This window comes from Pelosinus sp. UFO1 (assembly GCF_000725345.1).
In the GTDB taxonomy this organism is placed as follows: domain Bacteria; phylum Bacillota; class Negativicutes; order DSM-13327; family DSM-13327; genus Pelosinus.
Window position 1 is genome coordinate 546,255 of record NZ_CP008852.1, and the last position, 21,595, is coordinate 567,849.

Here is a 21,595-nt window from a genome sequence, read left to right on the forward strand (position 1 = left end):
CATATAACATAGAGCATAAAACGAGTAAAAAGGAATGAGGAGAGGCGAAGGATGTCTAATATCACACATACAGTATTAGTTGTTGATGATCAGCCAGGAATTAGAAGATTGTTGATGGAAGTTTTAACTGAAGAAGGATATGTAGTACATACTGCTGCAAATGGTTATGAAGGCTTACAAAAAGTCAAAGAGGTTAACCCGGTTTTGATTTTGATGGACATGAAAATGCCAGGCATGGACGGAATTGAAACACTCCGTGAGCTCAAAAGATTAAACCAAGCTAATAAAGTGATTATGATGACAGCATATGGCGAATTGGAACTGGTCAATACTGCCAAAGAACTAGGTGCTTACGCATATATTACGAAACCTTTTGATATTATTGATTTATGTTCTATGATTAGTACGTTAATATTTGGTAGTGGTAAGGAATGTGAATTAAAGATCGGCTAATTGAAACAGTTTCTACACCCAAAGTACAGTCTTTGGGTGTTTTATTTAGAAAAGACGGTAAGCGGGTTTTTCAAATAGAGGCAGGAATTTTTTATTGTTTGGCGAAATCAATAGCGAGAGGAGGGGATGTATATGATTATTAACACTGTTTCAACACTAGCTTTATATTGTCCGCGTTGTGGCAAATTGCACATGCATGATATTTCAAGATTTGATCTGAAAAACACGACTGGCAGAAAGCTTCTATGTAGTTGTGGTCAGTTACAAGCCTCCATTACTAGTGTTGGCGAACGTCAGTGTTTATTGGACATCCCTTGCGTTTTATGCCAAACTAATCATGTTGTTTGTATTGACAGCAATCGCTTTTGGCGTGCTTCTATGGATAAAATATATTGTGTACAGGAAAATTTTGAGCTTGGGTTTATGGGATCGCGGCAATTTATTGCAGAGACGATTGATAAAAATAAAATAGAGTTTGAAAAGATGTCTCTTGGTATGGATATTGATGAGTATGATGACTATATTGAAAATCCGCAAGTTATGTTTGAAACCTTAAATAAGATACATGATATTGCCGAAAAAGGAAAAGTTTATTGCCGTTGCGGTAGTAGCGCGATTGGCGCCGAATTGCTGCCTGAAGGTATTGAACTAGAGTGTGCCCAGTGTGGTGGGCATCTTCTTATTCCAGCCCAAAGTGAAAAAGATTTGGCCTGTGTGGAAGCATTAGATTCTATTGAAATTATTTCACCGCGCCGTTCACGTCGTAAACATTAGAATATATTGTGAGTCAGGTTATAAAAAATTTACACAAGAAGCAAAATAAAGAAATGAGGTGTAGTTAAATTGAAATTCTTCCTTGATACAGCAAACTTTAATGAAATTAAGGACGCTGCGGCCTTAGGGGTTGTAGCTGGAGTTACGACAAACCCTTCTTTAATTGCAAAAGAAAAAAGAAATATAAAAGAAGTTATAAAAGAAATTTGTGGACTAGTTGACGGCCCTGTTAGTGCAGAAGTCATTAGTACTGTTTTTGAAGATATGTTGCCAGAAGCACGGGAGTTAGCAGCTATTGCAGACAATGTGGTTGTTAAGGTCCCGTTAAATATGGAGGGGCTTAAAACAGTAAAGGCTCTAAAAAGTGAAGGGATTAAAACGAATGTTACATTAATCTTTTCTGCGAATCAAGCCCTTATGGCCGCTCGTGCCGGAGCTTCTTATGTTAGTCCTTTTGTTGGCCGGCTAGATGATATCGGTCAGGATGGTATTGAATTAGTAAAAACCATAGCTGATATTTTTGCTATTCATGATATTGAAACAGAGATTATTGCTGCAAGCGTGCGCCATCCGATTCATGTTACCCAATCCGCCTTGGCTGGGTCACACATTGCTACTGTACCTTATAAAGTGCTTATTAGTTTACTTCAGCATCCTTTAACGGATGCAGGGATAAAAAGATTTCTAGAAGACTGGAAAAACGCAAATTTATAGTTTCAAAGATAATGAGTTTAAAATTGGGTTCCAAGTAAGGATAAGTGAGACTTGGCATAGGCCGGGTCTTCTTTATTGCTTTTTAATAGAAAATATAATTGTTGTTTAAAAGGAGATGTTGCTAAATGGATCGTGAACTCGCACTTGAATTTGTCCGTGTAACAGAAGCCGCGGCGATTGCCTCAGGACGTTGGATGGGTAAAGGGGAAAAAAACTTAGCCGATCAGGCAGCTGTTGACGCAATGCGTGCAGCTTTTGATAGTGTTAATATTAATGGTAAAGTTGTTATTGGCGAAGGGGAAATGGATGAGGCTCCAATGCTATATATTGGGGAAGACGTTGGCGGTGGTGGCCTTGATGTAGATATCGCAGTTGATCCTCTAGAAGGAACAAACTTAATTGCCAAAGGTTTACCTGGTGCTATTGCAGTTCTAGCCATTGCATCCCGCGGTGGTCTTTTACATGCCCCGGATATGTATATGGATAAAATTGCCGTTGGGCCTAAGTGTGCCGGTAAAGTAAGCATTAAGGCATCGGTTACTGAAAACTTAAAGGCAGTAGCGACTGCTTTAGAGCGTAAAATAGAAGACTTGACAGTTGTTATTCTAGATCGTCCTCGCCACGCTGACATTATTGCAGAAGCACGTAGTGCTGGCGCGCGAATCAAGCTAATTACAGATGGTGATGTATCTCCGGCTGTTAACGTATGTATTGAAGGCACAGGCGTTCATATGATGATTGGTATGGGTGGTGCGCCAGAAGGTGTTATCGCAGCTGCTGCGGTAAAATGCTTAGGTGGCGATATGCAAGGTATTTTGCGCCCTGAAAATGAACAAGAGATTGCCCGGGCTAAAACGATGGGTATTATGGATATTAATAAAGTATTGACGATTGATGATTTGGTAAAAGGCGAGGATGTGTTTTTCGCTGCAACCGCTATTACCCAAGGTGATTTATTAAATGGTGTGCGCTATTTTGGTGGCGGTGCACGGACCCATTCTATTGTTATGCGTTATAAAACTGGTACTGTGCGTTTTGTCGATGCCATTCATAAATTTGACCGTAAACCTTTTTCCATTAAACGAGCATAGAAATAGGTTTCTTGCTAGGTGTACTATTATTTATAAAAAGGGACTTGGCATTGGCCAAGTCCCTTTTTGTAGTATCAGGGTGTCTAAGTTTTTGGAGTAAAAACACTGAAACGCGAAGAAGCGAAGACACAAAGATAATACGAAGAGAATATTAACTTTGTGTTCTTCAAACTCTTTGTGTCTTTGCGTTTCAAATGTTTTTATTTTTAAAGGACCCGCTAGCGTTTTTCTTAAGGTAGGCACTCGAAATTAGGCCAATCCGTAGAATTACTTTACCTTGTTATCTATGGTATGGACAAATCGTATGCATAAATACTATAATTGGTGCTTATGATATATTATGTGAATATAATATAGAAAGTTTCTATGTTATATTTATGTTTTTTTTTCATAAAAAAGTGGAGGTAATGATGTGAATTTGATTTGGATACAAAAACAACGATCAAGATTATTATATATGTTGGCAGCTTTTGTTTGTGTGGGATCTCTTCTTTTTTTTGCGGGTAAAACCCCTAAGAACCAACCAATAGAACAAAAGGCAGAGACAGTTCAATCGGAGGAAAAAGCCAATACAGTAGCTCAGCCAGAAAGCGTTCCTAAAAATAAAATCCACACTGTTAAAGAAGGTGAGACCTTAGGTGTGATTGCCGAGCAGTATAATATTGATGTTGATACTTTGCTGGGAGCAAATGAAAATTTAGGAACTGATATTCATCCAGGAGATCAATTAGTAATTTTACCGCAAAAAGGTATACTCTATCGTGCAGACATGGGGGATACCCTATGGAGGATTGCGAGTACGTTTCAAGTAGATGTAGCTGCTATTATGGCGGCTAATGATAAAAAGGATGAAGATTTAGCGATTGGCGAGAATCTATTCATTCCTGGTGGTAAAAAAATTAAAGAGCCGGAACGGTTATTGGCAAGAGCTGAGTCACCGGTCTCACGTGGCGGTGTTAGTAATCGTTTTATTTGGCCGACAGTAGGAGACGTAAGTTCTGGTTTTGGCTACCGGTGGGGGAGACATCATGACGGTATTGATCTTGCGAATGATATTGGAACAACCGTTCGCGCTGCTCGCTCGGGACGTGTAACCTATAGCGGTTGGTCGAGTGGATATGGTCGATTGGTTATTATAGAGCACGATCAAGGATATACGACTTACTATGGGCATCTTAATGAATCTCTTGTAGAAAATGGAGAGTACGTAAAAGCAGGTCAAAGTATTGCTTACATGGGGAACACAGGGGAATCTACAGGCCCACATCTTCATTTTGAAGTGCGGAAAAATGGTACACCGATTAATCCTTATAGTGTATTACCATGAGAATAAATAAAAGTGGTAATGTAGAAGAAAGTTTTTAGAAATTAAAGCTATATGCTGTTGATTACTATCTATAATAAATAATGGTAAATAAGCTAAGGGCAATGACGAATACATTGCTCTTAGCTTATTTTTTGAGGAATCAGAAAGTATAAGTTTCTAGTTAAAAAGATTGAACCACAAAGACACAATGCCGCTATCGCGGCACACAAAGAAGATAGGAATGAAATGGATAGAACCCCTTTGTGACCTTTGTGTCTTTGTGGTTCAAAAAGGACGCGTAGCGTTTTTCTTATGCCTAGTTATTTCAGCTGTTCTTTTAGTTCTTTTATTTTTAGATCCTTTGTCGTTATGGTTTTTTCATATTCTTTTTTTATGTCGCTAAGGTTTTTATTCAGTTGATTGATAAAGGATGCCATTTCATCAGAGCTGCCAGCGATACGATTAAATAATAAAAGATTAGAAGCCAGTATTTGTGGGATTTCTTTGTGAGAATATCGCAATTGATGGTCGATTTCACCATAGCCTTCTTCAAAGATTGTTCGTACTTGAATTTCTGCAATTACTTTTTGGTTAGTAGGGAAAAATTCTATCAAGTAGTGAACGGAACGATAGCCGGATTTTCTTGAATTGATTTTAATCTTTAAGTCTTCAAAACGCTGGGTGTCATCACCTTCTCGAACATTTGCGGTAATTTCCATAACTTTCCAAGTCTTTGTAATGAAATTATGGATATCATCCCAATCTTCTTTGAAAATATGAATCGCCCTAATTCCGATTAAATCAGTTATTTCTTCCTTGTAATTTTCAACTGTAAACTGAAAATCTTTGCCATAAGATTCTTTTCTAGTTGGTGTTTTGCGAATGATTTTCTCGATAAGCCGCTCTGATTCTTTGACCCTAGATTTTACAAAATGTATTTTAGGGTGTGTTCTTAGTGTACTAGCGATAAATTCAGCCTGGGTTTGGTACACATATTTATAGTTATTAAAATCAAGAAAAATATCTGTTATCGTCTCCCAGTTTATTTCACTCTTGATAATATCATCTTCAGAAATATGATGAATTGTTAGAAAAGATTCTTTTATAAGGCTCATATAATATTCCCCTCTGCATGAATAAGCAATATAGATAATGTAATTATAACGAAGAATTCTATAATTAACAATTAATCTTCTCAAGATGCTTAAGAAAATATACGTGAATTGGTGCTATGGTTGAAATAGAATATTTTATAGCGTTTTTGAGAAATGCTAATAGAATGAGAAGGACCAAGTGAACGAAATGTACTATTTGGGGGATCTTATGAATCTAGATTTAAACCTTTTACTGCCGTATCTTATTTTTGTCTTTCAGGGGCTCATAGCTCCTCTAGGTAGTGTTATGATCATAGAGATTGCTAAGAAATATTCTGTAGATACTTCAATGATTGGTTATGTTTTTGCTCTTAGCATCATAGGGGGCGGGATAGCTGCCTTAGCAAGTGGTTTTTTGCTAGAGACAATTGGAAAACGCAGACTTATTTTTGTTGGGATTTTGTGTGGAGGATTGGCTGTTGTCTCAATTACGGTTTCTAATCATTTAACGATGTTTGGGATGGGGGTATTTCTTACAGGTTTAAGCAATTGGCTATTGACGGCTGTTGGTAACGAGATCGTTGTTGAAAATTACCAGGGAAAAAAACGCTCCTCACAACTTAATTTATTAAATTTCTTTTATAGTGTAGGTGCTCTGGTAACTCCCGCTTTGGCTGGTTCTATGCTAGCGAGGGGCATTCAATGGGAAATGATTTTTTTAACGCCCTTTACGTTACTAGGAGCATTGGCTCTATTTGCTTATTTTTTTAAGTCTAACCTATCCAAAGTTCCTGCAAGCTCTTTGGAAAAAGTGGCGCAATCGAACTCTAGTGAAAGTTGGAACGCGAATATGTATCGGACTAGCATCGCTTTGGGAGTTTACTGTATGTTGGAACTTAGTTATACCTATTGGATTGTTGTACATCTTAGGGAGAACTTGTCAGTAGATATTGTGGAGGCAAGTTTGGTTCTGACTATTTTTTATATATGCCAGGCGATAGGTAGATTTATAACAGGGATTGTAATAAAATACATATCTCTTTACCGCTATATCATTTCCTGCGCCTTTATTGGTCTTGCTGCTGCTAGTTTCATTATTATTAGCAAAAGCTACGTAGTGATACTTTGCCTAACAATCTTATTCGGGTTAGCAGTCGCTGGTTTGTATCCATCAATCCTATCCTATGGAACCTTACAAGCTACGCATTCACCTCGTGCTGTGACTTTTTTTTTGACATCTGGTCTTGCTGGTTCTGTTGTGGGAATGTTGGTAACAAGTTTTTTAAAACAACAAGTTGGCTCTTGGGCATGTATTGTTGTCACGGCTATATCGGCGGCATTGGTTATCCTATTGATAGGAAGTACTATGGAAAAGGGGGAAGGGTAACCTAGCCGTTACTGATTGTATAAAGACTACCCATATCGGTAATAATAGACTCATTGTAGTTGTATATAAAGAGGTAATCATGGCTTATGTGATTGGCTGTTTAATGGCTGGTTTGAGTTTCTTATTAAATAAAGTGTTAATACAGTATATTGGCATTAAGGCTGTCATTAGTTATAGCCCTTTGGTAGAAGAAATCACAAAGACACTTTGTTCTTACTATTTGGCGGCTGATATTTTAGTTACCCATGTTGTTTTTGGTATTTTGGAAGCTGCTTATGATTGGTATTGTGACCAGTTGGGGCGGGGGTTATCTGCAGCTTTATTTAGTGTAGTAGGTCACACCGTTTTTGGAGCATCTACACTTCTAATTTTACATATGAGTGGCAGCGTGGTCTTAGCAATCCTTGTAGCCAGTTGCATACATTTAGTTTGGAATGTAACAATGATTCGGTTATCTTCCTAACTAGTTATAACTATAAAGTTTTTACGTATTATTTTGGAGGCGAAAATGAGTCATGAAAATATATTATAGTTGTGAACATTGTGGTGATGCTATCGATACAATAGAGGTAGATGAAGTAGATGAAGTTAAGTTCGGTTTTGATTGCTTGACTGCTGAAGAACGCCAAGATATAATAAAAGTTGATTTAATGAAGAATACCATGTATGTTCATTCTTTATGTGATAAGTGTATAGAGTCCATGGGGTTTTTTGAGGAAGGGCTGCCTCAAAAGCAGCAAAAAGAGTTTTTACATTAAGAAATCTTCGTCTGCACTAAGTTTAGATGTAGGCACTAAGGGTAGTCGTACTTGCTTGCAAAAAAAAGGTGGATTACATTTCAATTGTTTGCAGTATAATACAGTAAGGTACCAGGGCTTTAGCAACAGCTAAAGCCCCTTTTTACCTGTCGCTCTTGTGACTGGCTAAGGGAGCTGCATGGCATGGTTGTGGTGTGATAAAAGCCGTAATTACTAGTTGTTTTAAATATCATGATATAAGTAGAATATGAAAGTTTTCTGATTGTAGGATGAGGTGCTATGAATAATTTATTTGAAATTATGAAAAATGACCCAGGGATAAAGCGGGTACTTGCCGCTTATCAAATGACTGCTAGCCAAAGCCAAATTTATGGCGTAACAGGTGCGCAAAAAAGCGCATTACTGGCTGCAGCCTATCAATTAAGTCCAAGGCCTACTGTGATTATTACTGGCAATCAGGAGTCGGTGGAGCAATTGCGCGCTGATTTTGCCACATTACTTCCTGGTACCCTTGTTCTTGAATTGCCTGCTTTGGATATTATTACCTTTACTGCCGCTGCTAAAGGGGTAGAGTTAGCAGCCCGCCGTATGGATGTGTTAGGACGCATGATTCGGGGGGAAAATCTGATTGTTTTAGCGACGGCTGAGGCAACAATCCAAAAAGTGTTACCACGAGAACATTTTGAGAATAATCGTATTACAATAACCAGCGGCACAGAAATTATCCGTGAGGAATTATTAGAATCCTTGGTTCGATTTGGTTATGAGCGAGTTGAACAAGTAGACGGACTTGGTCAATTTAGTGCCAGAGGCGGAATTATAGATATATTTCCTATTAGCAATAAAGTGCCAATTCGTTTGGAGTTATTCGGCGACGAAGTAGATTCTCTGCGTGAATTTGATGCTGGAACACAACGGTCTATGCATCCTGTGGTGCAAGTTGATATTTTGCCTCTTTCTGAAGTAGAGCAAACAGGAACGCCTACCGTGTTTTTATCGTATTTGCCTCCTAGTGCCACCGTAGTATTTGATGAGGCTGCTCGCGTTCGGGAGCAGATGAGTAAGTTGGTTAAGGAAAATCCTGAACTGAAGAAAAGTACGTTTACTTGGTCAGATATAGTAGCCGTTGCGAAACATTATAATGTAATGTACCTATCTTTAATGTTACAAAAGATTCCTTACACCCAACCTGATGAAATTGTTAGTATTACGGCTAAAAGTATTGTGCCATTTCAACGTCAGATGGATATGTTACTCGCCGAACTGAAAAGTTGGCAGGAACATAAATCATATACCATTATTTTCATGTCAAATAGTGAGAAAGCCTTATCACTTCAGCACAGTTTGGTAGAGGACGGCATTCATGCCGTTTTTTCTGAAACAATTCCTACCCTAGTGGAAGGCTCTGTATTAGTGACCGTAGGCTTATTAACGGCAGGCTTTGAGCTGCCACAGGCTCATATGGCCGTCATTACAGAAAAAGATATTATGGGCAGGCAAAAGAAAAAGCCTCGTCCAAGAGTGGGTAAAGGGCAGCAAATTGCCTACTTCCGTGATATTAAGATTGGCGACTATGTTGTACATGTCAATCATGGTATTGGAAAGTATGTGGGAGTAGAGACCCTTGTTGTTGGCAACGTTCATAAAGACTACTTACACATCCGCTATGCTGGAGAAGACAAACTTTACGTTCCGACAGATCAAGTAAATCTATTACAAAAGTACATTGGTTCAGAAGGGGATGCACCTCGTTTAAATAAAATGGGGGGCAGCGAATGGCTAAAAGCCAAGGGAAAAGCAGAAAAAGCCGTGGCGGACATGGCAAAAGAATTGCTAGAGATCTATGCCAAACGGGAGATCGTATCTGGCTACGCTTTTGAGGCGGATACTCCTTGGCAAAAAGAATTTGAAGATGCTTTCCCTTTTGAAGAAACGCCAGATCAATTAAGTGCTATTACTGAAATAAAAGCAGATATGCAGCAGGCGAAGCCCATGGATCGACTATTATGTGGGGATGTGGGTTTTGGTAAAACAGAGGTTGCTGTTCGCGCAGCCTTTAAAGCTGTTATGGGTGGTAAGCAAGTGGCGATTTTAGTACCGACTACAGTGCTGGCTCAGCAGCACTATCAGACGATAAGTGCTCGGTTTGCCGGTTTTGGGCCAGTGGTAGATGTGATTAGTCGTTTTCGTAGTGCAAAAGAGCAACGTGCAACTATTGAGGCCTTAAGGAACGGCCAAGTAGATGTATTAATTGGGACACACCGTATATTGCAATCGGATGTGAATTTTAAAGATATTGGTCTGCTCATTGTCGATGAAGAACAGCGTTTTGGGGTCAAGCAAAAAGAAAAGTTAAAACAGTGGAGCGCAGGCATTGACGTACTTACCTTAAGCGCTACACCAATCCCACGGACTCTACATATGTCATTAGTAGGGGCGAGGGATATGAGTATTATTGAAACTCCTCCCGAAGAACGTTTCCCCGTACAAAGTTATGTAGTGGAATATAACGAAGAAGTTATGCGTGATGCAATTAAACGGGAACTAAAAAGAGGTGGGCAGGTATATTTTGTCTATAATAGAGTGCAAACCATTGATAAAATGCATCGTAGGTTGTCAGAAATGCTGCCTGATGCCAAAATTAGGGTAGCTCATGGGCAAATGCCAGAAGAAATATTAGAACAAGCTATGCTTGATTTTTATGAGGGTAATGATGATGTATTGCTGTGCACTAGTATCATTGAGAATGGTCTTGATGTACCAAATGCCAATACCATTATTGTTTATGATGCAGATCGATTTGGTTTATCACAACTTTATCAGATGCGGGGGAGAGTCGGACGTTCTCACCGTATGGCTTTTGCCTATTTTACCTATCGACAGGATAAAGTTTTGACAGAAGTAGCTGAAAAACGTTTGCAAGCAATTAAGGAGTTTGCAGAATTAGGTGCAGGTTTTAAAATTGCTATGCGTGATTTAGAAATTAGGGGTGCTGGAAATCTCTTGGGAGCGCAGCAGCATGGACATATTGTTAGTGTAGGTTTTGAAATGTATTGTCGTTTATTAGATGAAGCGGTTCAACAGTTAAAAACTGGACAAAAATTCGAGGCACCGATTGAACCAGTGCTAGAATTTAATATAGATGCTTATATAAGTGGCGACTATATTAGTGATGCCATGCATAAAATTGAAATATACCAACGTATTGCTGCCAGTAGGAATGACCAACATATTTCAGATCTTGTTGATGAATTGGTAGATCGATTTGGTGAACCACCCACCTGTGTGGTTAACTTACTAGAAGTTGTTAGAATTAAAAATTTAGCGAGAGCTATTGGCATTCGGTCAGTTATTCAGCAAAGTAATTATATTGAAGTCACATTTATAGATCGGCCTCATGTAGAACCGGCTCAAATCATGGCTCTAAAAGATGCGTTTCCCAATCGGGTCATGATGTATCCTGAAGGGATTCGTCTAAAGACGGCTCAAATTACGAATGAGGCATTAATTGGCTGGTTGGTGAAAGTATTTAAAACATTAGTTCCTTGAAAAAAAGATATAAAATTCCGAATGACCATCCCCTAGTGATTGTTCTATGTTCGAAGGTTCCAACTGTTTGATGAAGGTTTTTTTAACACAAGGTGTGTGAATAAAAATATCAAGTTGGATATATACTATCACTGAAATCAGTTGACAAAAACTGTAGAAAAGGGGGGAAACTGGTGAAAGCGACTGGAATTGTAAGAAGAATTGATGATTTAGGTAGAGTAGTAATACCAAAAGAAATTAGGCGAACACTTAGAATTCGTGAAGGTGATCCACTGGAAATATATGTTGACCGAGAAGGGGAAGTTATTCTTAAGAAATATTCTCCAGTAAGTGAGCTAGGTGATTTCGCAAAGGAATATGCTGATTCCTTGTATGAAGCTGTAGGTCATATTGTCTTAATAGCAGACAGAGATACTATAGTCGCTGTCGCAGGCTCATCGAAGAAAGAGTTCTTGAATAAGCCATTGGGTTCTGTATTGGAAAAAGTAATGGAAGATCGTAAGGCAATCGTATTGAACAATCTTACTGACGGTAAAGGTTGTAAAGGCTGTATTATTGACGCAGGTGATGACGATGAAGTATGTAAATTTACATCAGAAGTCATTGCCCCAATTATTGTTGAAGGTACGTCCATTGGTGCAGTCGTTCTTTGCTCCAAACAGCAGGGAGTGCAGATGAGTGAAATGGAAGTCAAGCTAGCAGAAACTGCTGCAGGATTCCTTGCAAAACAAATGGCAACATAAATCACTTTTGCGTTAGTCATAAGTAGCGGACACCAGTTCGCTACTTTTTGTATTTGTTCTTTTAGAAAAGAAGTATTGGCTATTTTTGTACTTTATTATAATATAATATGCACCTTCAGAATAAGTATAGTATGATACGAATGGGAATGCTGGAGGGAAGAAAATAGGTGAGTAAAGATACTTTTTTAAAAGGGGCATTCATTTTAACTGCTGCCGGTGTTATTGTAAAATTAATTGGATCGGTAAACCGTATTTTACTGTCTCGCCTATTAGGGGGAGAGGGTATTGGATTATATCAGATGGCTTATCCCATTTATCTTTTGGCGTTAAGTGTTTCATCAGCTGGTATTCCTGTAGCGATTTCTATCATTGTGGCAGAGAAGGTAGCGTTATCTGATTTTCGTGGGGCAAATCGCGTATTTCGTATTTCGTTAGGTTTACTAATTATGACAGGGGTTACTTTTACTTTCTTATTATATTTTGGTGCGGGGTGGCTAATCGAACATCAATTTATACGGGATCCTCGGGCGTACTATGCTATAGCTGCATTAGCTCCAGCGATACTCTTTGTTACTGTTTTATCTAGCTATCGTGGTTATTTTCAAGGTTTGCAGATGATGACACCGACTGCCGTATCTCAAATATTTGAACAGCTGCTTCGGGTAATAACCATGATTGCTCTCGCTTTTTATTTATTGCCACTTGGCCTTGAGTATGCGGCGGCAGGCGCTAGTTTTGGAGCAGCTCCTGGAGCTGTAGCTGGGCTAATTGTACTAATGTATTATTACTGGCAACATCGGATTGAATTACAGATGAAGATAGTTGCTGAGCCGATTATCAAACAAGAAGCAAGTAGTAAGGTTATATCTCGCATTATAAAACTTGCCTTACCTGTATCATTAGCCAATATTATGCTTCCTGTAGTATCGAGTATTGACTTGTTAATTGTACCTGCAAGGCTAGAGGTTGCCGGCTATACCATTGAACAGGCTACCGAGTTATTTGGTTATTTAACAGGTATGGCAATTGCGCTAATTAACGTTCCAACGATTTTAACAGGGTCTTTGTCATCTAGCTTAGTGCCTGCCATTTCCGAGGCCTTTACACTTAAGAATTACCACCGAATCTATCAAAGTACGGCCATGGCAATGAGGATTGCCAATTTGATTACAATACCAAGTTTTATCGGCATGTATCTTTTGGCGACACCAATATCTTTAATGCTTTATGGTACACCAAATGCAGGTGTCTCTATTGCCATATTATCAGGTGGTGTTGTACTACTAGGGATTCATCAAGTGACTACAGGAGTCTTACAAGGACTAGGGCATACAGCCATTCCTCTTATTAACATGGTAGTTGCTGCTATTGTAAAGATCATGTTAAGTTGGACCTTAACAGCGATGCCTTCTTTAGGGATTGAAGGGGCAGCGTGGGCGACAAATGTAGATTTTACCTTAGGGGCTCTTTTAAATGTATATTTTGTATATCATTATGTAGGCTTTAGCATTGATGCTAAAGATACGGTAAAAACAGCGATTGCCGCGGTTGTGATGGGGGTGATTGTACTACTGACCTATGATGGCGTTATGCTTAAGACCTTTGATAATACAACAGCGACGCTTGCTTCTATCAGTGTAGGTGGTAGCATGTATGGTATTATTCTCTTATTACTAGGAGGAATACAGCAGCGGGATATTGAAAAGTTACCTAAATTTGGTTTACAATTAGCAGGTTTTTTAAGTAAAATAGGTGTACTACGAAAATAATCTATTTTTTATTTTAGAATATGAATATGAGGCGATAACATGGGAGAAATTACAATTGTGGGTTTAGGACCAGGTTCATTTGGTCTTATTACAGTCGATACCCTTGAAAAGCTAAGAACTGCAGAAACGTTACTTTTGCGTACCGCAAAACATCCAACAGTCGCAGAACTTGTGAAGCTTGGAATACCATTTACTAGTTATGATTCTATTTATGAAGAGAAAGAGTCTTTTGAAGAGGTTTATATGGCCATTGCCCAGGAATGTATAAAGCAGGCAGTAATGGGGAAAAAAGTAGTATATGCCGTTCCAGGCAGCCCTCTTGTGGCGGAAAAAACTGTCGTACTAATTAGAAAGTTAGCGATAGAACAAAATGTACCTATTACCATATTGCCAGGGATGAGTTTCTTAGAAGTCCTATATACGCGTTTAGCCATAGATCCGATTGAAGGTATCACGGTACTTGATGCCGCCGATTTGGCAGCTATACCGCCCGAATTGACAACAGCTTTGGTGGTAACACAGGTCTATAATGCTTATGTTGCTTCTGAAGCGAAATTGGTCTTAATGGAAAACTATCCTGATGATTATGAAGTGGTTGTTGTGAAGAATTTAGGCTTACCTGATGAACAACTATTGACAGTACCTTTATTTGAATTGGATAGGGTGCCTGGTATTGATCACCTCACAAGTGTGTATGTGCCTCATCGTCCGGCAGTAAGTCAGTCTTTTTCTTTAGAGCCGATTCTTAGTGTCATGGCAAAACTTCGTTCGAAAGAGGGGTGTGTCTGGGATATTGAACAAACACACCCCAGCCTTAGACGGTATATGGTGGAGGAAGTGTACGAAGTGTTAGAGGCCATCGAGTTAGAAAATGGAGATGACTTATGTGAAGAACTTGGCGATTTATTACTGCAAATTGTGTTTCATGCACGCATAGCGGAAGAATCCAAGATCTTTTCAATGCAGGATGTAATTGATACAGTTACAGAGAAAATGGTGCGCCGTCATCCCCACGTATTTGGTGATATTAAAGTACGGGATGCGGGCGAGGTAGTTCTTAATTGGGACGCAATTAAAAAGCAGGAGCATGGTCATGACAGGCATTCTGTACTTGATGGTATTCCAAAAGGGCTCCCTAGCCTCATGAGGGCATATAAGTTGCAGTCAAAAGCGGCTAAAGTAGGTTTTGATTGGGATTGTATTGAACCAATATGGGACAAGATATATGAAGAGCTGACGGAATTAAAGGAGGCCTGTACAGAGGGACAAGCTGCTGACATAGAAGCTGAACTAGGAGATGTATTATTTTCTGTAGTGAATTTGGCAAGGTTTTTGAAAATTGATGGAGAAATAGCATTAAATACTACAAATAACAAATTTCGTCGGCGGTTTATGTACATTGAGAAAGAAGTGAAGGAAAAAGGCCATAATTGGGATAAAATGTCACTTGGAGAGCTCGATTTACTCTGGAAAGAGGCAAAAAAGCACAAAATTTAAAGAAATTCGTGTTTTTTTCGTATTTTTTTAGAAAATAGACAGGAATAAAAAAAATGATAGCGAATAAGCTATTCGTAACGATTTTCATAAGGAGGCTATTTTTGTGAATAAAACTGAGTTAATTGCAAGTGTTGCAGAAAAAGCGGGTTTGACTAAGAAGGATGCTGAGAAAGCTATCAATGCTTTATTTGTTAGTGTTGAGGAAGCTTTGGCACAACAAGATAAGGTCCAAATCATTGGCTTTGGAACTTTTGAAGTGAAAACACGTGAAGAAAGAAAAGGTCGCAACCCACAAACTGGTGCTGAAATTACTATTCCAGCATCTAAAAACCCAGTTTTCAAGGCTGGTAAAGGCTTGAAAGACATCGTAAATCAATAAAATTTTATAAATAAAAACCAGGTTATTATAACCTGGTTTTTATTTTAAGGGTGGTGAAGTGTAAAAATGAGTAATGTATTAATTGTTGATGATGAGCCTACTATAGCAGAGTTAATTGAGTTTAACTTACATAAAGCAGGTTTTCAAGTTTTAAAGGCTGATAATGGTCATACAGCGCTCCAACTGGTTAGGAGCGATAAACCGGACTTAATTATCTTGGATTTAATGATTCCAGGTATCGATGGTATGGAAGTATGCCGCAAACTTAAGGGACAACAGCACACAGCAAGTATTCCTATTATTATGTTGACAGCCAAAAATGAAGAAGTGGATAAGATTGTCGGTTTAGAATTAGGCGCTGATGATTATATGACTAAACCATTTAGCCCAAGAGAACTAGTTGCCCGGGTTAAAGCAGTATTACGTCGTAGCCACAAGGAAAGTGTACATGATGGTGAATTGGCGGTTGGTAAATTACGCTTGAATTTTGCCAGCTATGTAGCTTATCTAGATAATGAAAAGTTAGAATTGACACCCAAAGAGTATGAACTACTAAAGCTATTTATTACAAATGTGGGTAAAGCTTATACCCGTGAACAACTACTTGAAAAAGTATGGGGCTATGAATACTTTGGTGACACGCGTACTGTAGATGTACATGTGAGGCATTTAAGAGCAAAACTGGCAACTCAGCCGGAAGTAGCAGAGGCGATAGAAACGGTTCGAGGCGTAGGCTATCGCTTTAGTGAAATTTAACAAAAACGTAATAATAAATTAATAATAATTCACTGTATTTTGTGGTATATTTCTTTATAGCAGTAGGAAAGCCCAAGATTACAGGAGGACGTATTATGGATTATAAAATTCATGTAAATAAACTTAAATTATATTATGGAGATGCACTGGCCTTAAAAAAAATATCTCTTGGTGTGGAGAAAAACAGTGTATTAGCTTTAATTGGGCCTTCTGGTTGTGGTAAATCGACTTTTATCAAGACGCTAAATCGTATGAATGATTTAGTTACAAATGTGAAAATAGAAGGCGAAGTCCTATTAGATGGATTTAATATTTATCATCCGGACACAGATGTAGTATTATTGCGAAAAAGAGTGGGGATGGTTTTTCAGAGACCCAATCCATTTCCAATGTCAATTTATGATAATATTGCTTATGGCCCTCGGATTCATGGTATGAAAAATAAAGCCCAAATTGATGAGATTGTAGAAAAAAGCTTACAAGGAGCGGCGCTGTGGGAAGAAGTCAAGGATCGACTTCATAGTTCAGCTATGGGTATATCAGGTGGACAACAACAACGCCTATGTATTGCCAGGTTACTAGCAATTGAGCCTGAGGTACTGTTAATGGATGAACCTTGCTCTGCTCTTGATCCTATATCCACTATGAAAATTGAGGAATTGGTGTCTGAGTTAAAACCAAAATATACAATCGTGATGGTTACTCACAATATGCAGCAGGCTGCTAGGGTATCGGACTATACTGCATTCTTTTTAAATGGCGAGCTGGTGGAATATGACAAGACAGATGTTATATTTACTAGACCTCAAGATAAGCGGACAGAAGATTATATTACGGGCCGATTTGGTTAATAAAGGAGGTTAAAGGATGACTAGTACCAGACAAAGTTATAATCATGATCTCGAAGAGCTACGAAATGAGATCTTAGAAATGGGAAATCGTGTTGAACTGGCTATTGGGCAAGCTGTAGCCTCCTTAACAACACAAGATGTAGAGATGGCTAAGCGGGTTATGGCTGGGGATGACTATATTGATAATATGGAAAGTGATATTGAAGATAAGTGTATGGTCTTGATTGCAAGACAGCAGCCCTTGGCAAGAGATCTAAGAATTATAGGTACAGGGCTCAAGATTACAACAGATTTGGAACGGGTCGGAGATCATGCCTTTGATATAGCTAAAATTGCCCTAAGTATTGCTGGACAGCCACTTATTAAGCCTTTGGTAGATATCCCGCGAATGTCAGCCATGGCGCAAAAGATGCTAAAGGATTCTTTGGTAGCTTATATCAACCTTGATATTGCCTTGGCGGAACGGGTGTGTGCTGCGGATGATGAGGTAGACGATATTTACCATCAAACATTCCGTGAATTGTTAACTTATATGATGGAAGATCCCCGTAATATAAAGCAAGCGACCCAACTACTGTTTGTAGCACGTTATTTAGAACGTGTTGCAGATCATGCTACCAATATCGGGGAATGGGTTATTTATTTAGAAACAGGACAGCGGATGCGTAAAAAATAAACTGCCAAGTATGGCAGTTTATTTTTTTGCGGTTTATCCGATGACTAAACCGCTCTAAGACTCCCATCTTCATCTCGTTAACAGTCTGTAATACCCTTCCCTCTGGTCAGGATAACAGTCTGTAAACTCGAAGTAAGTTCGCTCTAAGGATTTTCGAATCCAAGGCTCACTTATCTCGTTAACAGCCTGTAATATCCTGCCCTCTGGTTAGGATAACAGTCTGTAAAATTCGAAGTAAGTTCGCTCTAAGGATTTTTGAATCCAAGGCTCACTTATATAAGTGGGAGTTAAGAGCGGCTAAGTCCCTGGATAAGAAGGCTAAGATTCAGATGGAGTTAAAACTCCATCTGAATCAAGTCTTCTTTATAACCTAAGAGCTGCTTCGGCAGCTAGAGGGGATCGTTCACATTCATCATGCTGCAAGGTTACTTGAAAACATAGTTTAGAGCCTCGCATTTTTTCACTGGCAAATACCAGTCCGTTGGATTGGCTGTCTAAGTAAGGATGGTCAATTTGGGCAGGGTCACCAAGTAGGATAATCTTAGTCCCCAGCCCTGGTCTAGTAATAACTCCTTTGGCTTGACGAGGTGTGGAATTTTGCATTTCGTCTAAGATTACCCAATATTTTTGTAAAGATCGTCCTCGTTGAAAAGCTAAGGCTTCTGTTTGGATAACATGTCTATCAAATAAAAGTTGAACTGTATCTTCTGCTTGGGCCAATTCTTTTGCATCATCGATGGTACTTCCGTTCATCAGTGTAAACAAATTGTCCCGAATACCTCGCATAAAGGGACTTACTTTATCAGCTTCTGACCCAGGAAGATAACCAATGTCTTCGTCCATAGGTACATTAGGCCTGCAAATTAGGATATGGTTATAATCCCTTGGACGGCAGTCGAAATGCTGGTATAAACCAACGGCTAACGCATAAAAGGTTTTGGCGGTTCCAGCTGGGCCTTTAATAATGACTAAGGGAGCTTCCGCGGCACTCATCATGAGACATTCTTGCATAAAGATTTGTCCGATATTGCGGGGAACAACCCCAAAAGGATTGTGTTTATGATAGCGCAAATGAACGAGTTTTTCACCATTAAAACGACCTAAAGCAGTATGGCGATCATTATCGGTAGAACGAATTAGGAAAAATTGGTTTGTTTCTAAAGGAGCCGCTACTAATGAGTGGGTTACTTCGTTATAAGCAAATAAAGATGCAGGGTCAATCGAATTTGAATCACTTTGGTGAAAGGCATTCATAACTTCAGAGGATGTATAGATAGTACCACGTCCTGTATACTGTTCCTCGATACTAGCTACCTTTTCATTGCGGAAGTCCTCGGCTTGAATATTGAGGATTGCAGCTTTTACCCGCATATTGGTATCCCGGCTGACTAATACAGTAAAATGATCGGCTTCTGCTAATCCCTTACACACTTGTAAGATACGGTTATCAGGCTTAGAACGGGGCCAATTGGCAGGGAGTTTGGTATTAAGATGATTCGTTTCAATTTGGAGCCTTCCGCCGTGCTCATTTAGAGCGACTCCTTCTAATAAATTTCCTGTAGTCCGTAGAGTATCAATGATTCTGCTGACTTCACGACTGTTAGCACCTCGTTCGTTGCTTTCAGACTTAAAACGATCTAGTTCCTCAAGGACCACTTCGGGAATGATTACAGTGTGCTCATTGAAAGTGAATATTGCGTTTGGTGAATGTAGGAGAACATTAGTATCAATAACGTAACATTTCTTCAATGTAATCCTCCTCTGATTAAGAATTACTTCTTATGTTTTATTATATGCAATAGTGAGACTGTTGAGTTACTATGTAGTAAGATTTTTAATGGAAATTTAAGCGAAATAGTGTGTATAGACTTAACAATTTGTTAACAATATCATAACAAAGAGAAAGATGGGATGGGTTACAATTTATATAGGTATATAGCCTTTTTTTTCAAGGACAATGCATGTAAGATTTGGCCTAGTCAAATCTTTATAGAAATAGGAGGGATTAAAAATGCAGCTCGTGGACAAAGAACATAAAATGAAATTATTATATGATTATTATATGAAATATGTATTTATTGCTAGTGCTGGTTTTATGACGTTAATTATCGTAACAATCATTATCTTTGTAGGTGGTCAAGGGCTGATGACCTTTAGCGAGGTAAGCCCTCTTGATTTTTTCCTTTCAGCGAAATGGGATCCTATGGGCAATCGTTTTGGTGCGTTAAGTTTTATTGCAGGTTCCCTAGCGGTTACGGCGTTGGCTATTTTATTTGGGGCACCCTTAGGCTTGGCTGGTGCTGTATTTATGGCGAAAATAGCTCCACCCTGGTTAAGTAAAATTATGAGGCCTGCTACTGATTTATACGTAGCCATACCCTCTGTAGTATATGGTTTTGTTGGTTTGACCATTATTGTTCCCTTTATTCGAAACTATTTTCATGTCAATATGGGGTTTGGCTTATTAGCAGCTGCTATTATTTTGGCGATTATGATTTTACCAACTATCGTTAGTATTTCGGAGGATGCATTACGTTTTGTTCCTAAAAGTTTGGAAGAGGCTTCCTTAGCGCTGGGTGCAACCCGGTGGCAAACCATTTGGAATGTATTATTGCCCGCAGCTTTACCTGGAATCTTGACATCGATTATTTTGGCGATGGCAAGGGCGGTGGGGGAAACCATGGCAGTGCAAATGGTAATTGGTAATACGCCACAATTGGCAACTTCCTTGTTTATGCCTACCTCTACATTGCCTAGTGAAATTGTCGTAGAAATGGGTAATACGCCCTTTGGTTCTGCTTGGGGAAATTCTTTGTTTTTGATGGCATTCGTTCTTTTAGTTTTGTCTTTGCTAATGATTCTTATTATTCGCCGTATTGCTAGAAAGGGGGTGGCTTAATGTCTGCAAAGATAATTGATAAGGTGGCTACCCTGGCAATGTGGTTTGCAGGTGTTGTGATTCTGGGAATTTTAGCTGCCTTTTTATTATTTATTTTATATAAGGGAGTACCTGTATTATCCTGGGACTTTATTTTTGGCCGATCTAGTGATATTGAGGCGGGGGGCGGCGTTGGTGGACAGCTTTTTAATTCCTTTTATATTCTAATTTTATCTTTGTTAGTTTCTATACCGCTGGCTATTGGCGCAGGTGTTTATTTGGCAGAATATGCAGGGAACAATCGTCTAACGGATATTATTCGTTTAAGTACGGAGAGTTTAGCTACCGTTCCTTCCATTGTTTTAGGCTTATTTGGTATGATTGTGTTTGTGAATTTATTAGGTATGGGTTTTAGTATTATCGGTGGGGCCTTGACTCTTACCTTGCTGAATTTACCTGTATTGGTGAGGGTAACGGAAGAAGCAGTCCGAACCGTTCCTGTGCATTACCGGGAAGCGAGTCTGGCTCTTGGAGCTACGAAGTGGCAGACAATTTGGCGAGTTGTATTACCCAATGCGTTGCCGGGAATTATAACGGGTATCACGCTGACAGCAGGCAGAGCTTTAGGTGAAACAGCGATTCTAATCTTTACAGCTGGTACAACGGTTGGACGGCAAATGGTCAATTTTGATGTGACAGCAGCAGGAGAAACCTTAGCTGTACATCTTTGGTACGTTATGGCAGTAGGGCTTGTACCTGACAGAGTTGATGTAGCCAATGGCGCTGGAGCCTTACTGATTATTACCATTTTAATGCTGAATTTATTGTTCACCATACCTAGTAAAGTTCTACAGAAAAAATTAGGCGTTGGTAATCATTGATTGGTAATTGATAACGGACATTTAATATATAGATAAAAG

General features: G+C 39.0%; 20 protein-coding genes. 18 read left to right on the forward strand and 2 right to left on the reverse strand.

Annotation, left to right across the window (positions count from 1 at the left end; all coding sequences use genetic code 11):
- The first annotated feature begins 51 nt into the window (after positions 1-51).
- The 5 genes from UFO1_RS02290 (at position 52) to UFO1_RS02310 (ending at position 4,359) form a co-directional block, all read left to right on the forward strand.
- Positions 52-453: a response regulator gene (locus tag UFO1_RS02290; protein WP_038667442.1), complete on the forward strand. Its 402-nt coding sequence runs from the start codon at positions 52-54 to the stop codon at positions 451-453.
- Between the two features lie 132 nt (positions 454-585).
- On the forward strand, positions 586-1,227 hold the full coding sequence (locus UFO1_RS02295; RefSeq protein ID WP_038667445.1) for a hypothetical protein: 642 nt from the start codon (positions 586-588) through the stop codon (positions 1,225-1,227).
- Positions 1,228-1,296: 69 nt separating this feature from the next.
- Positions 1,297-1,941 carry a fructose-6-phosphate aldolase gene (gene fsa, locus UFO1_RS02300; RefSeq protein WP_038667447.1) on the forward strand — a complete coding sequence of 215 codons (645 nt, stop codon included), beginning with the start codon at positions 1,297-1,299 and terminating at the stop codon, positions 1,939-1,941.
- A gap of 125 nt (positions 1,942-2,066) precedes the next feature.
- Positions 2,067-3,032 (forward strand): class II fructose-bisphosphatase, encoded by a 966-nt coding sequence (gene glpX / locus UFO1_RS02305; protein WP_038667449.1) that lies wholly within the window; start codon positions 2,067-2,069, stop codon positions 3,030-3,032.
- Positions 3,033-3,444: 412 nt separating this feature from the next.
- Positions 3,445-4,359 carry a peptidoglycan DD-metalloendopeptidase family protein gene (locus tag UFO1_RS02310; RefSeq protein ID WP_038667452.1) on the forward strand — a complete coding sequence of 305 codons (915 nt, stop codon included), beginning with the start codon at positions 3,445-3,447 and terminating at the stop codon, positions 4,357-4,359.
- A gap of 299 nt (positions 4,360-4,658) precedes the next feature.
- Here the strand turns inward: UFO1_RS02310 and UFO1_RS02315 are convergent, their stop codons facing one another.
- A complete protein-coding gene (locus UFO1_RS02315; RefSeq protein ID WP_038667454.1) occupies positions 4,659-5,453 on the reverse strand; it encodes a RelA/SpoT domain-containing protein in 795 nt (264 codons plus the stop codon).
- A 208-nt stretch (positions 5,454-5,661) separates the two neighbouring features.
- Between UFO1_RS02315 and UFO1_RS02320 the strand changes: the two genes are divergently transcribed.
- From UFO1_RS02320 to phoU, 11 genes are all read left to right on the forward strand, one after another.
- Positions 5,662-6,819, forward strand: a complete 1,158-nt coding sequence (locus tag UFO1_RS02320; protein WP_038667457.1) for an MFS transporter — start codon at positions 5,662-5,664, stop codon at positions 6,817-6,819.
- A gap of 79 nt (positions 6,820-6,898) precedes the next feature.
- Positions 6,899-7,282 carry a hypothetical protein gene (locus tag UFO1_RS02325; RefSeq protein ID WP_038667460.1) on the forward strand — a complete coding sequence of 128 codons (384 nt, stop codon included), beginning with the start codon at positions 6,899-6,901 and terminating at the stop codon, positions 7,280-7,282.
- 52 nt (positions 7,283-7,334) lie between these two features.
- Positions 7,335-7,577 carry an anti-sigma-F factor Fin gene (locus UFO1_RS02330; protein ID WP_038667463.1) on the forward strand — a complete coding sequence of 81 codons (243 nt, stop codon included), beginning with the start codon at positions 7,335-7,337 and terminating at the stop codon, positions 7,575-7,577.
- 279 nt (positions 7,578-7,856) lie between these two features.
- The gene (gene mfd, locus UFO1_RS02335) at positions 7,857-11,126 is read left to right on the forward strand and encodes a transcription-repair coupling factor (RefSeq protein ID WP_038667466.1); all 3,270 of its coding nucleotides are present in this window, start codon (positions 7,857-7,859) and stop codon (positions 11,124-11,126) included.
- A 173-nt stretch (positions 11,127-11,299) separates the two neighbouring features.
- On the forward strand, positions 11,300-11,869 hold the full coding sequence (gene spoVT / locus UFO1_RS02340) for a stage V sporulation protein T (protein WP_038667470.1): 570 nt from the start codon (positions 11,300-11,302) through the stop codon (positions 11,867-11,869).
- A gap of 167 nt (positions 11,870-12,036) precedes the next feature.
- Positions 12,037-13,638 carry a polysaccharide biosynthesis protein gene (locus tag UFO1_RS02345; RefSeq protein WP_038667474.1) on the forward strand — a complete coding sequence of 534 codons (1,602 nt, stop codon included), beginning with the start codon at positions 12,037-12,039 and terminating at the stop codon, positions 13,636-13,638.
- Between the two features lie 39 nt (positions 13,639-13,677).
- Positions 13,678-15,135, forward strand: coding sequence for a nucleoside triphosphate pyrophosphohydrolase (gene mazG / locus UFO1_RS02350; protein ID WP_038667477.1), 1,458 nt, complete (start codon positions 13,678-13,680; stop codon positions 15,133-15,135).
- A 103-nt stretch (positions 15,136-15,238) separates the two neighbouring features.
- Positions 15,239-15,514: an HU family DNA-binding protein gene (locus tag UFO1_RS02355; RefSeq protein WP_038667480.1), complete on the forward strand. Its 276-nt coding sequence runs from the start codon at positions 15,239-15,241 to the stop codon at positions 15,512-15,514.
- Between the two features lie 66 nt (positions 15,515-15,580).
- The gene (locus UFO1_RS02360) at positions 15,581-16,270 is read left to right on the forward strand and encodes a response regulator (RefSeq protein ID WP_038667483.1); all 690 of its coding nucleotides are present in this window, start codon (positions 15,581-15,583) and stop codon (positions 16,268-16,270) included.
- Between the two features lie 95 nt (positions 16,271-16,365).
- Positions 16,366-17,121 carry a phosphate ABC transporter ATP-binding protein PstB gene (gene pstB / locus UFO1_RS02365; RefSeq protein ID WP_038667486.1) on the forward strand — a complete coding sequence of 252 codons (756 nt, stop codon included), beginning with the start codon at positions 16,366-16,368 and terminating at the stop codon, positions 17,119-17,121.
- 16 nt (positions 17,122-17,137) lie between these two features.
- The gene (gene phoU, locus UFO1_RS02370; protein WP_038667489.1) at positions 17,138-17,797 is read left to right on the forward strand and encodes a phosphate signaling complex protein PhoU; all 660 of its coding nucleotides are present in this window, start codon (positions 17,138-17,140) and stop codon (positions 17,795-17,797) included.
- A gap of 363 nt (positions 17,798-18,160) precedes the next feature.
- On the opposite strand, the gene UFO1_RS02375 is transcribed toward phoU, so the two are convergent.
- Entirely contained in the window at positions 18,161-19,546 is a 1,386-nt protein-coding gene (locus UFO1_RS02375; protein ID WP_038667492.1) for a PhoH family protein, read from the reverse strand.
- Between the two features lie 262 nt (positions 19,547-19,808).
- On the opposite strand from UFO1_RS02375, the gene pstC reads away from it, so the two are divergent.
- Together pstC and pstA are read left to right on the forward strand one after the other, a co-directional pair.
- Complete coding sequence (gene pstC / locus UFO1_RS02380; protein ID WP_038667495.1) at positions 19,809-20,696, forward strand: phosphate ABC transporter permease subunit PstC; 888 nt, start codon at positions 19,809-19,811, stop codon at positions 20,694-20,696.
- Positions 20,696-21,556: a phosphate ABC transporter permease PstA gene (gene pstA / locus UFO1_RS02385; RefSeq protein WP_038667498.1), complete on the forward strand. Its 861-nt coding sequence runs from the start codon at positions 20,696-20,698 to the stop codon at positions 21,554-21,556. Before pstC ends, pstA begins: the two co-directional genes overlap by 1 nt.
- Positions 21,557-21,595: the final 39 nt, after the last annotated feature.

Bases quoted from the DNA above. Each gene is read 5' to 3' on its own strand.
- pstC (WP_038667495.1), top strand. From the start codon at position 19,809: ATGCAGCTCGTGGACAAAGAACATAAAATGAAATTATTATATGATTAT.
- UFO1_RS02320 (WP_038667457.1), top strand. From the start codon at position 5,662: ATGAATCTAGATTTAAACCTTTTACTGCCGTATCTTATTTTTGTCTTT.
- phoU (WP_038667489.1), top strand. From the start codon at position 17,138: ATGACTAGTACCAGACAAAGTTATAATCATGATCTCGAAGAGCTACGA.
- pstA (WP_038667498.1), top strand. From the start codon at position 20,696: ATGTCTGCAAAGATAATTGATAAGGTGGCTACCCTGGCAATGTGGTTT.
- UFO1_RS02360 (WP_038667483.1), top strand. From the start codon at position 15,581: ATGAGTAATGTATTAATTGTTGATGATGAGCCTACTATAGCAGAGTTA.
- pstB (WP_038667486.1), top strand. From the start codon at position 16,366: ATGGATTATAAAATTCATGTAAATAAACTTAAATTATATTATGGAGAT.
- UFO1_RS02325 (WP_038667460.1), top strand. From the start codon at position 6,899: ATGGCTTATGTGATTGGCTGTTTAATGGCTGGTTTGAGTTTCTTATTA.
- UFO1_RS02330 (WP_038667463.1), top strand. From the start codon at position 7,335: ATGAAAATATATTATAGTTGTGAACATTGTGGTGATGCTATCGATACA.
- mazG (WP_038667477.1), top strand. From the start codon at position 13,678: ATGGGAGAAATTACAATTGTGGGTTTAGGACCAGGTTCATTTGGTCTT.
- UFO1_RS02295 (WP_038667445.1), top strand. From the start codon at position 586: ATGATTATTAACACTGTTTCAACACTAGCTTTATATTGTCCGCGTTGT.
- mfd (WP_038667466.1), top strand. From the start codon at position 7,857: ATGAATAATTTATTTGAAATTATGAAAAATGACCCAGGGATAAAGCGG.
- UFO1_RS02290 (WP_038667442.1), top strand. From the start codon at position 52: ATGTCTAATATCACACATACAGTATTAGTTGTTGATGATCAGCCAGGA.
- UFO1_RS02315 (WP_038667454.1), bottom strand. From the start codon at position 5,453: ATGAGCCTTATAAAAGAATCTTTTCTAACAATTCATCATATTTCTGAA.
- glpX (WP_038667449.1), top strand. From the start codon at position 2,067: ATGGATCGTGAACTCGCACTTGAATTTGTCCGTGTAACAGAAGCCGCG.